This is a genomic window from Streptomyces xanthochromogenes (genome assembly GCF_014650455.1).
Lineage (GTDB): Bacteria > Actinomycetota > Actinomycetes > Streptomycetales > Streptomycetaceae > Streptomyces > Streptomyces xanthochromogenes.
Genome location: NZ_BMUZ01000002.1, coordinates 693,427 through 707,775 on the forward strand (window position 1 = coordinate 693,427; position 14,349 = coordinate 707,775).

At 72.4% G+C, this 14,349-nt stretch carries 13 protein-coding genes; 5 read left to right on the forward strand and 8 right to left on the reverse strand.

The genetic code is table 11. The annotated features are described in order from the left end of the window. Positions 1 to 122 precede the first annotated feature (122 nt). From IE267_RS06935 to IE267_RS06945, 3 genes are all read right to left on the reverse strand, one after another. Positions 123 to 668 carry a flavoprotein gene (locus IE267_RS06935; RefSeq protein ID WP_189762430.1) on the reverse strand — a complete coding sequence of 182 codons (546 nt, stop codon included), beginning with the start codon at positions 666 to 668 and terminating at the stop codon, positions 123 to 125. Between the two features lie 88 nt (positions 669 to 756). Continuing rightward, positions 757 to 1,962, reverse strand: a complete 1,206-nt coding sequence (locus tag IE267_RS06940) for a TerD family protein (protein WP_189762431.1) — start codon at positions 1,960 to 1,962, stop codon at positions 757 to 759. A 202-nt stretch (positions 1,963 to 2,164) separates the two neighbouring features. After that, complete coding sequence (locus IE267_RS06945) at positions 2,165 to 2,974, reverse strand: NAD-dependent epimerase/dehydratase family protein (RefSeq protein ID WP_189762432.1); 810 nt, start codon at positions 2,972 to 2,974, stop codon at positions 2,165 to 2,167. A gap of 360 nt (positions 2,975 to 3,334) precedes the next feature. Between IE267_RS06945 and IE267_RS06950 the strand changes: the two genes are divergently transcribed. The 3 genes from IE267_RS06950 to IE267_RS06960 all read left to right on the forward strand — a co-directional run bounded on the left by IE267_RS06950 (position 3,335) and on the right by IE267_RS06960 (position 6,492). Further along, positions 3,335 to 4,336, forward strand: coding sequence for a 5-dehydro-4-deoxyglucarate dehydratase (locus IE267_RS06950; protein WP_189762433.1), 1,002 nt, complete (start codon positions 3,335 to 3,337; stop codon positions 4,334 to 4,336). Next, complete coding sequence (locus tag IE267_RS06955) at positions 4,333 to 5,481, forward strand: hypothetical protein (RefSeq protein WP_189762434.1); 1,149 nt, start codon at positions 4,333 to 4,335, stop codon at positions 5,479 to 5,481. The genes IE267_RS06950 and IE267_RS06955 overlap by 4 nt, the downstream gene beginning before the upstream one ends. A gap of 222 nt (positions 5,482 to 5,703) precedes the next feature. Further along, complete coding sequence (locus IE267_RS06960; protein ID WP_189762435.1) at positions 5,704 to 6,492, forward strand: HAD family acid phosphatase; 789 nt, start codon at positions 5,704 to 5,706, stop codon at positions 6,490 to 6,492. A 70-nt stretch (positions 6,493 to 6,562) separates the two neighbouring features. On the opposite strand, the gene IE267_RS06965 is transcribed toward IE267_RS06960, so the two are convergent. From IE267_RS06965 to IE267_RS06985, 5 genes are all read right to left on the reverse strand, one after another. Further along, complete coding sequence (locus tag IE267_RS06965) at positions 6,563 to 8,023, reverse strand: peptidoglycan D,D-transpeptidase FtsI family protein (protein WP_167154105.1); 1,461 nt, start codon at positions 8,021 to 8,023, stop codon at positions 6,563 to 6,565. Positions 8,024 to 8,135: 112 nt separating this feature from the next. Next, the gene (locus tag IE267_RS06970) at positions 8,136 to 8,792 is read right to left on the reverse strand and encodes a response regulator transcription factor (protein ID WP_161244171.1); all 657 of its coding nucleotides are present in this window, start codon (positions 8,790 to 8,792) and stop codon (positions 8,136 to 8,138) included. After that, entirely contained in the window at positions 8,789 to 10,024 is a 1,236-nt protein-coding gene (locus tag IE267_RS06975; protein WP_189762516.1) for a sensor histidine kinase, read from the reverse strand. Before IE267_RS06975 ends, IE267_RS06970 begins: the two co-directional genes overlap by 4 nt. Continuing rightward, positions 10,024 to 10,986 (reverse strand): hypothetical protein, encoded by a 963-nt coding sequence (locus IE267_RS06980; protein ID WP_189762436.1) that lies wholly within the window; start codon positions 10,984 to 10,986, stop codon positions 10,024 to 10,026. The genes IE267_RS06975 and IE267_RS06980 overlap by 1 nt, the downstream gene beginning before the upstream one ends. Before the next feature lie 205 nt (positions 10,987 to 11,191). Further along, positions 11,192 to 11,962, reverse strand: coding sequence for an IclR family transcriptional regulator (locus IE267_RS06985; protein WP_161244169.1), 771 nt, complete (start codon positions 11,960 to 11,962; stop codon positions 11,192 to 11,194). Positions 11,963 to 12,129: 167 nt separating this feature from the next. On the opposite strand from IE267_RS06985, the gene IE267_RS06990 reads away from it, so the two are divergent. Both IE267_RS06990 and IE267_RS06995 read left to right on the forward strand, forming a co-directional pair. Beyond that, positions 12,130 to 13,659, forward strand: coding sequence for an aldehyde dehydrogenase (NADP(+)) (locus IE267_RS06990; RefSeq protein WP_189762437.1), 1,530 nt, complete (start codon positions 12,130 to 12,132; stop codon positions 13,657 to 13,659). Beyond that, positions 13,656 to 14,267: a DUF1349 domain-containing protein gene (locus IE267_RS06995; protein WP_167154113.1), complete on the forward strand. Its 612-nt coding sequence runs from the start codon at positions 13,656 to 13,658 to the stop codon at positions 14,265 to 14,267. The genes IE267_RS06990 and IE267_RS06995 overlap by 4 nt, the downstream gene beginning before the upstream one ends. Positions 14,268 to 14,349 lie beyond the last annotated feature (82 nt).

Here is a 14,349-nt window from a genome sequence, read left to right on the forward strand (position 1 = left end):
TGGGATTCCGACAGGTGTGGGTCAGGTGCTGGGGGCAGCCTGCCTCGCCCGGCCTCCTATTCGACCTCGGGCCGGGGCGAGCCGTCAGGGGTGCTGCCGGGGGGTGCTGTCAGGGGGTGCTGTCAGGGGGTGCCTGGCATGGACACCGCGTTCAGGGCGAGCCGCCAGGGATAGGCCTCCGGGCGCTGCCCGCCCGGCGCGTGCGGGACGAAGCCGCCCTCGCCGTACAGCACGGTCACCCCGGCCCCGCGCAGCGTCGCCACGGACTGCTCGAACTGAGGATGCCGGACGTACGCGGCGTTCACGCACGGCATCGTCACCACGGGTATCCCTTTGCCGAGGCCTTCCGCGACGACCCCCACGACGAAGTTCGAAGTCAGCCCGAGAGCCCAGGAGTTGACGGTGTTGAAGGTGGCCGGCGCGAACAGGATCACATCCGCGGGAGGCCAGACGTCGGGGTCCCCGGGCAGCTTGTACCGGCTGCGCACCGGGTGACCGGTCAGCGCCGCCAGGCCGTCGAGCGAGCCTGCCAGCCATTCCGCCGCGGTGGGGGTCAACCCGAGGCAGACGTCCCAGCCGTCGGCCTGGGCCTCCTCGACGACCCGGGCAACATCGAACACCGGCGGTGCGGCCGAGCAGAACAGATACAGGGTGCGAGGTGTCGTCATGCATCCAGTGGATCACATACAACTCGCCCCGAAATCAAGGGATTCAGGGGATTCGGGGAGCGGGGGCCGGAGCCCCCGGCCGCCCTGCCTAGAGTGCCTCCGCCCCCGGCTTCACCATGCCTCGCGCCGTGCGCGACTTCACGAAGGAGCCCAGGGCGGTCATCTCCCACTCGCCGGAGAACTGCTTGATCAACTTGGCCATCATGACGCCCGTCTGCGGCTCCGCGCCCGTCAGGTCGAAGCGGACCAGCTCCTCACCGCTCGTCGCGTCGATCAGGCGGCAGTACGCCTTGGCGACCTCCGTGAACTTCTGGCCGGAGAACGAGTTCACGGTGAAGACCAGGCCCGTGGCCTCCGCCGGGATGCGGCCGAGGTCGACCACGATCACCTCGTCGTCACCCGCACCCTCACCCGTCAGGTTGTCCCCGGAGTGCTTGATCGCACCGTTCAGGATGGAGAGCTTGCCGAAGTAGCAGCTGTCCAGGTGGTTGCGCTGCGGGCCGTAGGCGATCACCGAGGCGTCCAGGTCGATGTCCTTGCCGCGGAAGGCGGGCTCCCAGCCCAGGCCCATCTTGACCTGGGAGAGCAACGGACGGCCGCCCTTGACCAGGGAGACCGTCTGGTTCTTCTGGAGGTTGACCCGGCCCTTGTCCAGGTTGATCTTTCCGGTGCCGACGGGGGCGGGGGCCGCAGGTGCCACGGGCGCCGGAGCCGCCGGGGCCGGGGCGGTGAGACGGGGGTCGGCCGGCGGGGTGGCCGGCATCGGGGGCGCGGCCGGGGCCGGCGTGGGCTCCTCCTCGACGGAGACCCCGAAGTCCGTGGCGATCCCGGCGAGGCCGTTGGCGTACCCCTGGCCCACCGCGCGGGCCTTCCAGGCGCCGCCGCGCAGATAGATCTCCATGACCACCAGAGCCGTCTCGGTCCCCAGCCGGGGCGGCGTGAACGAGGCGATCACCGCGCCGTCGTCCCCGTTGCGCAGGGTGGCCGTGGGCTCGATGCCCTGGAACGTCTGGCCCGCCGCGTCCGGACTCGCGGTCACCACGATCTTCTCGATGCCGGGCGGCACGGCCGCGGTGTCCACCACGATCGCGTCGGGCGCGGTGCCGCCGCCCGAGCGGTGGGTCACGCCGGGGCCCTGCGGCTGGTTGTAGAAGATGAAGTCGTCGTCCGAGCGCACCTTGCCGTCTGCGGTGAGCAGCAGGCCCGAGACGTCCAGCCGTACGGGGGCGGCCACGTCCACCGTCACACGGGTGGTCGGGAGCGGGAGGTTCGAGCCAGGGGTCATTGCGGTCATGCCCCGGAAACGAGCGACGCCGCTTTACGGTTCCTTGAACCTCGATGAACCTGATGAACCTCATCGGGTGCGAGGAAGTCCGACGGGCCTCGATCGAATGCCCGCCCTCCTTTCGCTGCCCGCGCCGTTTCGCGGCCCGCCCCGTTTCGAGGTCCGCGCCGCCCTCCCCGCCCCGGCCGCCGCCCCTTCGCGCCCCTCGGCGTCAGTGCGGCCAGATCGGCGGGTCGGTGGTGAACTCGCCGCCGAGCCGGGAACCCTCCGGCTTCTCCGGGTCGAGCTCGCCCTGCTCGGCGAGGAGCTTCCCGGCGTACTGCTCGGAGTCGTCGCGCGGCTCGTAGCCCAGCGCCCGCGCCGGGGAAAGGTCCCACCACAGACGGGTGTTGGCGGACGACCCGTACACCACGGTGTGCCCGACGTCCTCGGCCGTCAGCGCGGCGTCGAACAGGCGCGCCCCGTCGCCCGGGCTCAGCCAGATCGACAGCATGCGCACGGAGGTGGGCTCCTGGAAGCAGGAGCCGATGCGGGCCGATACGGTCTCCAGGCCGTGCTTGTCCCAGTAGAACTGGGCCAGATCCTCGCCGAAGGCCTTGGACAGGCCGTAGAACGTGTCGGGGCGGTGCGGGGCGGCGACCGGAATCAGCGGGTCCGTGCCCTGGGGGCGGGGGGTGAAGCCGACCGCGTGGTTGGACGAGGCGAAGACGATCCGCCGTACGCCCTCCTCGCGCGCGGCCTCGTAGAGGTTGTACGTGCCCTCGATGTTGGCCCGGAGGATCTTCTCGAAGGACGATTCCAGCGAGATCCCCGCCAGGTGGAGGATCGCGTCGACCCCGCGAACAGCCTCGCGCAGCGCGTCCTTGTCGGCGAGGTCGGCGGTGATCGCGCCCGGCTCGCCCGGGACGGGCCGTACGTCCAGGAGCCGCAGCTCGTATCCGTACGCCGGGAGCAGCCCCCGCATCAGGGTGCCCATCCCCCCGGCGGCGCCGGTGAGCAGGAGGGTGCGGGGTCGTGGCATGGGCTCTCCTCGGGTGCGGGGCCGTCCGGACGGAGCTCGGGCCGGTGGCGGCACGACCGTCCGCGTAATACATCCATGGACATCATTCACATGCATGGACACGCTAAGGAGCCTGGCCGTGTCGAGTCAAGTGTCGCACCGCGGTCCTCAATCGGCCTGTGCGCCACGGCTGTTCACCTTGACCGTCGCAAGGGCGCGGGCTTAGCGTGGGGGTGTTCATAGACGTGGACGACAGTCAGAATCGTGTACATCGTGTGACGGAGGACAGGTGCCGGGCGACAGCCGGACGGCACCGCACGACCGCCGCACGACGATGCGCGACGGTTTTCAGCCCGACGGTCCTTGCCCAGGGAGCAGCCCGTGACCTCAGCCCCGCTCGCCGCCCGACTCACTCACGTCAGCGGGCCGCTGTTCTTCCCGGTGACCGCGTACGGACCGGGCGGCGGCCTCGACCTCGACGTCTTCCGCGCACATGTGCGGGGTGGCGTCGAGGCCGGCGCGGCCGCCGTGTTCGCCTGCTGCGGCACGGGAGAGTTCCACGCCCTGACCCCGCAGGAGTTCGGGGCCTGCGTCGCCGCGGCGGTCGAGGAGTGCGCGGGCCGCGTGCCCGTGGTCGCGGGTGCCGGATACGGGACCGCGCTCGCCGTCCAGTACGCCCGGCTCGCGGAGGAGGCCGGGGCGGACGGGCTGCTCGCGATGCCGCCCTACCTCGTCGTCGCCGACCAGGCGGGCCTGTTCCGCCACTACTCCGAGCTGGCCGCGGCCAGCTCGCTCGACGTCATCGTCTACCAGCGCGACAACGCGGTGCTCACCCCGGAGACCGCCGTCGCCCTCGCCCGCGTCGACGGGATCATCGGGTTCAAGGACGGGCTGGGCGACCTGGACCTGATGCAGCGGATCGTCAGCGCCGTACGGTCGGCGGGCCTGGACACGCTGTACTTCAACGGGCTGCCCACCGCCGAACTCACCGGCCCGGCCTACCGGGGCATCGGCATCACGCTCTACTCCTCCGCCGTCTTCTGCTTCGCTCCCGACATCGCGCTCGCCTTCCACCGGGCCCTCGCATCCGGCGACGACGCGCTGGCCAACCGTCTGCTCGACGGCTTCTTCGTGCCGCTCGTCGAACTGCGCAACCAGGGGCGGGGGTATGCCGTCTCGCTGGTCAAGGCAGGGGTGCGCCTTGGCGGCCTGGACGTCGGCGAGGTCCGCCCGCCGCTGAGCGAGCCCGACCCCGGCCATGTCGAGCAGCTGGCCGTCCTGATCGAGCGGGGACGTGCGCTGCTTGCCGCGGACGCCGACGCGGACGCGAGCGGGGCCGGGTTCGGTGCGGCCGGGACCGGTGCGGCCGGGGTGGGTGCGTGAAGACTTCCGCGTTCCTCTACCCCTGGGACGTGATCGGGGACCCCGACGCCCCGGCCCGGATCGCCGACCTCGGCGTCAGTCAGGTGACGCTCGCCTCCGCCTACCACTCCACCCGGGCCCTGACACCCCGTCACCCGGGCCATCGCATCGTCACCGCCGACCATGCGGCGGTGCTGTACCCGATGGCTGAACTGCACTGGCGCGGAGCCGAGTTGAGACCGTACGCGGCCGGGGCCTGGGCGCCGGGCGACGCGTTCGGGCGGGCCGCGGAGGCCCTCGCCGCGGCCGGGCTCGACATCCACTCCTGGGTCGTGCTGGCACACAACTCCAGGCTCGGCGCGGAGCATCCCGGGACCTCGGTCGTCAACGCCTACGGGGACCGCTACCCGTGGGCGCCCTGCATCGCACAGCCCCGGGTGCGCGCGTTCCTCGTCGCGCTCGCGGCGGAGGCGGCGGTGCGGCCGGGGGCGCTCGGCGCCGAGCTGGAGTCGTGCGGCTGGTACGGCCTCGCCCATCCGCACGCCCACGACAAGGTCGCGGGCGTGGCCCTCGACGACACCGCGCAGTACCTGATGTCGCTCTGCTTCTGTCCCTCGTGCGGCCAGGGCTACGAGGAACTCGGGCTCGGCGCCGAGGAGTTGAAGGCGCGGGTGCGGCGGGCCCTGGAGCCGGTGTGGCGGGGCGGCGAGGTCGGCACGGCCGGCGCCGGACTGCTCGCGGCGACGCTGGGTTTCCGTACGGGTGTGGCGCGGGCGCTCCAGGAGGCGGTGGTGACGGCGGTACGGGCCCGTGCCGGCGCGGGGTTCCAGGTGCTCCTGCACGCCGATCCGCGGGCATCGCGGTGCGGGGCGAACGTGGGGGTGGACGCGGAGCACGTTCTCGGTGTTGCCGACGGGGTGGTCGTGCCCTGTTCGGGCGGGCCGGAGTTGCTTGAGCCGTTCGCGGCGGTGGGCGCGCCGAGTCCGGCGGCCGTGCTCGCGGCGAACCTCACGGTGGTGTCGGGGATGGGGGGCCGGCCCCTGTCCCTGGCGGACGACGTGGCCCGGGTGGTGGCGTCGGGGGCGACGGAACTGCGGCTCTACCACGCGGGGTTGGCGTCGGACGCGGATCTCGAGGCGGTGCGGAGGTCCGGGGTGGCGGGATAGGCCCCCTTTTGGAACCCGAGTTGAACCCGAGCGGCCCCCCCCCACGGCCCGCCGTCCAGGCGGGAGTTGGGGGCGCCGGGAACTGCGCGGAAGGACGTCTGGCAGCTGGAGGCGGGGGCGGGACGCGGGCCGCCCCGGGGCTACCCCGGGTAGGACACGGTGCGGCAAAGAAATCCGCATTGCCCCTGGCGGGACGCGTGTGATGCGCGTAGACAAGCGCGCATGCGCATTCTCACCAAAGCCGCCGCCACCACCGCCACCCTCGCCCTCACCGGCATCGCCGCCTACGGCGTCGGCACGGCCTCCGCCGACAACTCCGTGCCCAAGTCCGACCGCGAGATCCCCAACGTCACCAAGGTCGAGGACAAGATCAACGCGTACTACGGCGGCACGGCCGACGCCTCCGGAAACTTCCAGGCGTCGCCCAAGAGCAACTACGCCAAGCAGGTCGCGGGCATCGAGGCCCGCGCCAAGCGGCAGATCAAGCACGCCGCCGAGCACCCGGGGCGGGACGGCCGTAAGCCCGCCATCGTGCTCGATGTCGACGACACCACGCTGCTCACCTACGACTACGAGAAGAAGAACGGCTTCGCCTACAACGCCGCCGCGTTCGACGCGTACGTACAGAGCGCGCAGTCGATCGCCGTGTTCGGCATGCCCGACCTGGTCAACTACGCCGCCGAGAACGGCGTCACCGTCTTCTTCCTCACCGGGCGCGACGCCTCGCAGCGCACCGCGAGCGCCGTCAACCTCACCAAGGCCGGCTACGACGTGCCGGTCGACCCCGCGCACTTCTTCCTCAAGGACAAGGCCAACCCGCCGGCGTACCTGAGCTGCGCGAAGCCCACCTGGACCTGCTCGACGGTCGACTACAAGGCCGGCACCCGCAAGCACATCGAGTCGCTCGGCTACAACATCGTGGCCAACCTCGGCGACCAGTACACCGACCTCTCGGGCGGCTACGCCGACAACACGTACAAGATCCCGAACCCGATGTACTTCCTGCCCTAGGCCCCCTCCGGTCCGGGGCGCGTGCCCCGGACCGGGCCCCTCGTGCCACCGCGGCCCTCACCGCCGTGCGTCACCGTGCCGCCAGCGCCGCCTTCATCATCGCCTGGGCGACCGGGCCCGCCAGGCCGTTGCCGCTGACCTCGGAGCGCGCGGCGTCGGAGTCCTGGATGACCACGGCCACCGCGACCTCCTTGCCGGTCTTCGGGTCCTTGGCGAACGAGGTGAACCAGGCGTACGGCGTCTTGGAGTTGTCCACTCCGTGCTGGGCCGTCCCCGTCTTCGCGCCGACCTCCAGGCCGCCGATCTTCGCGTTGGACCCGGTGCCGTCGGTGACCACCGAGATCATCGCGTCGTGCATCTGCTGCGCCGTCTTCGAAGACATGATCCGCTTGCCGTCCGAGTCCGGGTAGGACTGCAGAGTGCTCCCCTTGGAGTCCGTCACCTTGGACACCATGTGCGGCGAGGACATCACTCCGTCGTTCGCCATGGCCGCGGAGACCATCGCCATCTGCATCGGGGTCGCCGTCACATCGAACTGGCCGATGCCGGACAACGCCGTCGACGACTTGTCCATGTTCTTCGGGTACACACTCGCCGAGGCCCGTACCGGTACGTCCAGCGCGGAGTCGTTGAAGCCGAACTTCTCGGCCATCGCCCGCACCTTGTCCTGCCCCAGGTCCACGGCCATCTTGCCGAACACGTTGTTGCAGGAGTATTCGAGCGCGGTACGGATCGAGGCGTTCTCGCAGGGCGCGGACGCCGACTCGTTGCGCAGATCCGTCGTCGTGCCCGGCATCCGGTACGGGTTGGGGCTGTCCGTCTTCGCGTCGATGTCCGGGTAGAGGCCGTTTTCGAGCGCCGCCGACGCCACCACCAGCTTGAAGGTGGAGCCCGGCGCCAGCGGCTGGCGCAGCGCCCGGTTGAGCATCGGCTGGCTCTTGTCCTCGGACAGCTGCTTCCACGCGTCGCCGTCCGCCGCGGACGAACCCGCGATCTTCGAGGGGTCGTACGACGGTGTGGAGACCATGCCGAGGATGCGGCCGGTCTTCGGGTCCATCGCGACGGCCGCGCCCTCCTTGTTGCCGAGCGCCTGGTATCCGGCCTTCTGCACCGCGGGGTCGATGGTGGTCAGGACGTCCCCGCCGGGCGCCCGCTGTCGGGTGAGCGCGTCGAAGGGGTTCTGCATGCGCGGGTCGCTGCCGTCGAGGACCTTGGAGTAGATCCCCTCCAGCTGCGTCGATCCGAACACCTGCGAGGCGAAGCCGGTGACGGGCGCGTACATCGGTCCGTCCTGGTAGCTGCGCTGGTAGGAGAGGTCGCCGCTCTTCGTCCTTTCCGAGCCGGTGACCGGTGATCCGGCCACGATGATGTCCCCGAGCGGCTGCGAGTACTCCGCGATGGTGTTCCGCCGGTTCAGTTTGTCGTCCGCGAGGGCCTGGCCTTTGTAGAACTGCACATAGGTGGCTCGACCGAGGAGGGCGAGCACCATCAGCAGACAGAAGACCGAGGCGCGCCTGATTGTCTTGTTCATCCCGTATGCAGGACGGACGGGCCCGGGTACGGAGTTCCGATTGCCCCGGTTTCTCAGAGAACCTTCATCGGGACCGTGTGCGGAACCGTCCTCGCGGCCGTGTGCGGAACCGTCACCGCGGCCGTACGAAGCCCGACTCGTAGGCCGCGATCACCGCCTGGGTGCGGTCGCGGGTGCCCGTCTTGGCGAGGACGGCGGCGACATGCGTCTTGACCGTGGCCGGCCCGACGCCCATCCGCTCGGCGATCTCCGCGTTGGTGCGGCCCGTCGCCATCAGGCGCAGCACCTGTGCCTCGCGCCCGGTGAGCCGGGCCGTCCACGCGCGGGCCGTGGCGCCGGCGGGCGCGTGGCGGGCGGCCAGGTCGCGGATCTGCGCGGGGAAGAGCAGCGAGTCGCTGCGGGCGACCAGCCGGACGGCCTGGATCAGCTCCTCGGCCGCGGCCCGCTTGAGCAGGAAACCGGCGGCACCCGCACGCAGCGCGTCGTACACGTGGCTGTCGTTCTCGAAGGTCGTGACCACCACGACCCGCGGCGGCGCGGCGAGCGTGGCCAGGATCTGCTCGGTGGCGCGGATGCCGTCGATCCCGGGCATCCGGACGTCCATCAGGACGACGTCGGGCAGCCTCTCGCGTACGACCGAGACCGCTTCGGCGCCGGTGGTGGCCTCGCCGACGACCTCGATGCCGGACTCGGCGTCGAGGATCACCCGCAGCGCCGTGCGGACCATCCGCTCGTCGTCGGCCACCACGACCCGGATCGGGCCGCTCATCGCGCACCGCCGGTCGGCAGTCGTGCGTCGAGGCGCCAGACGCCGCCGTCCGGGCCGGCCGAGGCGCGCCCGCCGAGCAGTGCGGCCCGCTCCGCCATGCCGCGCAGCCCGTGTCCGCCGCCGGGACGCACCACCGGTGCCGCGCCGGACCAGGAGTTCTCCATCGTCATCGTCAACTCCCTTTCGCTCACCGCGACATGCAGCGTCACGGGGGAACGTGCGCCGTGGCGAAGGGCGTTGCTCAGGCCCTCCTGCACGATCCGGTACGCCTCGCGCGAGACGAGTTCGGGTACGCGGGAGGGATCGCCCTCCAACGTGTACGCGACGTCGAGGCCGGTGCGCGAGAGCAGGCCCTCCAGGGCGGCGAGGCCCGGGGTCGCGAGATCCGGGGCGCCGGGGTCGCCGTCGTCCCGGCGCAACAGGCCGAGTACGGAGTCGAGTTCGTCCACCGTGCGGCGGGTGGTCTCCTCGATGGCGGCGAGGGCCTCGCGGACGAACGCGGGGTCCGAGTCCAGGACCCGGCGGGCCGCGCTCGCCTGGAGGGTCACCGCGCTCAGCGCGTGGCCCACCGAGTCGTGGAGCTCGCGGGCGAGCCGGTTGCGTACCGCGAGTTCCACGGCGCGCTGTTCGGCGGCGGCCAGGCGGTCGGCGGGGGACGGGCCGAGCAGTACGGGCGCGAGCCGGGCGAGCAGCGCCCCGGCCGCCGCCGAGCAGGCCGCGAGGGTGAGCAGCATCGCGATCCCGGCGGCCGGGGCGAGGGCGACCCCCCAGCCGGTGGCGAGCGGCCCGCCCGTGCTGTAGACGTTGTGCCGCAGGCCCGGGACGACGGGCAGGGCGATCAGGAACACCGTGAACGGCGGCAGCGCCAGGCTCGCCCCGCTCACGACCCCGCCGAGCGCGACCTGCAGGGTGTACCAGGCCGAGGTCCGCAGCCGGGCGTTCCAGGAGCGTGCGGGCCCGTCGGCGAGCGCCGCCGGAGCCACCCCGCACAGCGCGCGGGCGCCGAACACGAGCAGCGGCCGGGCGATCGGCACCAGGCCGGACACGGTGGCCAGGGGCAGCGCGAGGGCGAACGTGACGAGTGCGCGCGGGAAGGAGTCGAAGGAGCCGGCACCGCCCGCGACACCGCCGACGACGACCGAGCCGACCAGGAAGTACGGCATCAACAGGGCCCCGCCGATGACCAGATGGACCCAGCGGTGCCGGGCCCGGGCGCCGAGGAGGGCGCGCATCACGGAGTGCGGCCCACCTGGTGGGCGCGCTCGGCGAAGAGGCGGATGCCCATGACGACGATCAGCGTCCCGATGACCATCTGCACAGCGTAGGTGAGGCCCATCGTGGCGGTGGGCCCGTCGGCGGTACGGTCCGCGACCAGCAGTGCGGAGAGCCAGAGCCACCCGCCCCAGCAGGCGGTGGCGCCCGAGCCGAGCCACGCGAGGGCCAGCGGCAGCCGCAGCGGCAGTGCGCGGCCGAGCCCGAAGGCGGTCATCAGCGCGCCCGCCGCGCCCACCAGGGCGAACACCGCGAACACGGCTTCCAGCGCGTAGTCGTCGGTGGTTCGCCCTGCGGCCAGGGCCGGGGTCAGGCCGCGTCCCGAGCCCGTCGCCCACAGGAGGTGTGCGGCGGCCGGAAGGAGCGAGAGCACCGCAGTGACGACGGCCGCCGTGCGCGGTGCGGCACCGCTCGACGGGAGTTCGCCGGTCCGGCCGCGCAGCAGGTGTCCCCAGCGGTCCCGGGCGTACAGCGTGAACAGGGTGCCGAGGGACAGGCCCTGGACGATGAAGCCGGCGTAGACGACGGCGAAGACCCAGGGGTCGAGGAACGGAGCGCTGCTGGGGGCGGCGGGTCCGGCGCTCAACCCGCTTGCGTGGAGCAGGAGTTGGAGGGGATAGCCCGTCATGACCGGGGCGAGCAGGCCGGTGGCGACCCACATCGGGAGCGCGAGCAGCCAGGTCTTCACGCGCAGCCCCCACGGGCGGGTGAGCAGCAGCGCGAGGGCGATCACGCATGAGTCGAGGAGGATCGAGGCGGTGTTGGCTGCCGCCATCCCGGAGGAGTGGTCGCGCAGGCCGCTGTGCTCCGGGATGCCGAGATGGCTGCCACCGATCCAGGCGGCCTTGAGGCAGAGATAGGGAAGGCAGGCGGTGATGGCCACGGTACGGAGGGCCGCGCGGCGCGGGGTGGTGAGGGGCATGCCCCTCACGCTCCCGTTCCGGTTGCCCGGACGCGTCCTGCCGGGCGACGATCCGGCTCCGCCGTGCGGGGGAGAGCGCCCGGGTTTCCGCCCGGCGTACCCTCCGGCGGGGCTTCGCCCCGGCCCCGTTGCCCCTCGTCCGCGGGCCGCGTGCGGTGGAAGGCGCGGTTCCTCGTGTCCCCGGCGGGATCGCGGGGCCCTGCGGTCAGAGGCGGCGGGTGGCCAGGGTCAGGCGGTCCCTCGCGTCGAACAGCGCGTCCTTAACCATCTGTTCGTGGGCGGGGGTGAGGCGGGCCACCGGCACCGAGCAGCTGATCGCGTCACGGGCCGGGGTGCGGTACGGGATCGCGACGCCGAAGCAGCGCAGGCCCAGCGTGTTCTCCTCGCGGTCCACGGCATAGCCCTGCTCGCGGACGAGGTGCAGCTCCTCGATGAGCTTCTCGCGATCGGTGATGGTGTGCTCGGTCAGCTGCTGGAGCGTCTCCGGGAGCAGCTTGCGCACCTGCTCGTCGCTGTGGGTGGCCAGCAGCGCCTTGCCGAGCGAGGTGGAGTGTGCGGGCAGGCGCCGACCGACCCGGGTGAAGGGGCGCAGATAGTGCTGGGACTGGCGGGTGGCGAGGTAGACCACGTTCGTGCCGTCGAGCCGGGCGAGGTGGATGGTCTCGGTCGTGTCGTCCGAGAGGCGGTCCAGGGTGGGGCGGGCCGCCGTCACCACCTCGTCGCCGTCGATGTAGGACGTGCCCACGAGCAGGGCGCGCACGCCGATGCCGTACCGGGTGCCCGTCGCGTCCGTCTCCACCCAGCCGAGCTCCACCAGGGTGCGGAGCAGCATGTACAGGCTGGACTTGGGGTAGCCCACCGCCTCCTGGACCGCGGCCAGGGAGTGCATTCCGGGGCGCCCCGCGAAATATTCGAGCAACTCGACCGTCCGCACCGCGGACTTGACCTGTGCTCCACCTGAATCGGCAGCCGACATCCCGCACCCCGCTCCTTCTCGCCGAGGCTTCTTGCCAAGGCGGAACACCCGTTAATAGAGTCCCAGCATATTCAGCATCGGGAACTCTGTTCAGAATACCGAACAAGTCCTGATGGGCGGCAGGAGCGGGCCGAGCAGCAGCGGACCGGGCAGCGGAAGGACTTGCGGTGAGCGCAGCAGCACCAGTCTGGAGTGTCGACCCCCGAACGGGGAAGCCGCGTGAAGAGGTTGCGGTCGAAGCCACGCCCGAGGAGGTCGACCAGGCGGTCCGGGCGGCCCGGGCCACCCGGGACGCGCTGGCCGATCGGAGGGTACGCGCCGTGTTCCTGCGGGCCGCGGCCGACCTCCTGGACGCCTCCGCCGAGCACGTCGTGGAGGCCGCCGACGCCGAGACGGCACTCGGCCCGGTCCGCCTCACCGGTGAACTGGCCCGCACGACGGCCCAGTTGAGGGCATTCGCGGAGGCGGTCGAGGAGGGCTCCTTCCTCGACATACGGATCGACCACGCCGACCCGTCCCGCACCCCGCCCTGGCCGGACCTGCGCCGCGTCAAGATCCCGCTCGGTGTCGTCGCCGTCTACGCGGCCTCCAACTTCCCGCTCGCCTTCTCCGTGCCCGGCGGCGACACCGCGAGCGCACTGGCGGCCGGCTGCCCGGTCGTCGTCAAGGCGCATCCCGACCATCCGGCGACCTCCGAGCTCTGCGTCTCGCTGCTGCGCCGCGCCGCCGTCCGGGCCGGGCTGCCCGAGGACGTCGTGGTCCTGGTGCACGGCTTCGCCGCGGGCGTCGAGCTCGTGCGCCACCCGCTGGTGTCGGCCGCCGGGTTCACCGGGTCCGTGCGCGGCGGGCGGGCCCTGTTCGACGCGGCGGCCGCGCGGCCCGTGCCCATCCCCTTCCACGGCGAGCTGGGCTCGCTCAACCCGGTCGTGGTGACCCGGGCCGCCGCCGAGGAGCGCGGCGAGGCGATCGGGGCCGGCCTCGGCGCCTCGATGACCATGGGCGTGGGCCAGTTCTGCACGAAGCCCGGCTTCGTCCTGGTTCCGGCGGGCGCGGCGGGCGACGCGCTGCTCAAGGCCCTCACGACGGCCGTCTGCGACACCGACGCCGGGGTCATGCTCGACCACCGGATGCGGGACGCGTTCGTCGCCGGGGTCGCCGAGCGGGCCGCGCTGCCCGGCGTCGAGGCGCCGGTGACGGCCGGGGCGGGCGGCGAACACACCGTCAGCGGCGGCTACTTGACCGTGCCGGCCGCCTCTCTCGCGGCGCGGGGCGCGCACGACCTGCTCCTGGAGGAGTGCTTCGGGCCGGTCACCGTCGTCGCCCGGTACGCCGACGAGTCCGAGGTCGGCGCGGTGCTCTCCCGGCTGCCGGGCAACCTCACCGCCACCCTCCAGCTCTCCTCGGCGGAAGCGGAGGGCGAAGGGGCGGGCGCCCAACTCCTCCTGGAACTGACCCAGTTGGCGGGCCGGGTCCTGGTCGGCGGCTGGCCCACCGGAGTCGCGGTCGCCCCCGCCCAGCACCACGGCGGCCCCTACCCGGCGGCCACCTCCACCTCCACCTCGGTCGGCGCCACCGCCATCGAGCGCTGGCTGCGGCCGGTCACGTACCAGAGCACTCCCGGGGCCCTGCTGCCGCCGGAGCTGCGCGACGACAACCCGCTGGGCCTGCCCCGCCGAGTGAACGGAACCCCGGCATGACCGTGCGCCTGCCCGAACTGCCCTTCCCGCTGGAGCCGTACGGGCCGGAGGCGGCCTGGACGTACGACGACGGTGTCCTCTCGGTACGGGCCGGCGCCCGCCAGGACCGGTTCGTGCCGCCGGCCGGGGAAAGCCTGGAGCCCGCCTCCGACGCACCCCGGCTGCTCGGGGTCGCGCCCGCCGGGGACTTCCAGCTGATCGCGCGGGCCACCGTCGGCTTCGAGGCGCCCTTCGACGCCGGTGTCCTCTACGTGCACGTGGGGGAGCGGCAGTGGGCCAAGCTCTGCCTGGAGCTCTCGCCGCGGCGGCCGACGATCTGCACGGTCGTCACGCGGGGACTCTCGGACGACGCGAACTCCTGGGAGGTGGAGGGGGACAGCGTCTGGCTCCGGATCACCCGGACCGGCAAGGCGTTCGCCTTCCACGCGTCCCTGGACGGTGAACGCTGGGTGTTCGTGCGGGTCTTCGCGCTCGGGACGGCGCAGGAGAGCGAGGTGGCCCGGGTGGGGTTCCTCGCGCAGTCGCCCACGGGCGGGGGGTGCTCGGTGGCCTTCGACTCCGTCGAGTTCCGGGGGTACGCGCCGGACGATTTGCGGGACGGCAGTTGACCCCACCCCGCCCCGTCCCGCTGTGACACTCTGCGGCTCCGCCGCGTGGCCTCCGGGGGTGGAGTGATTCGGCTGCGGGCAG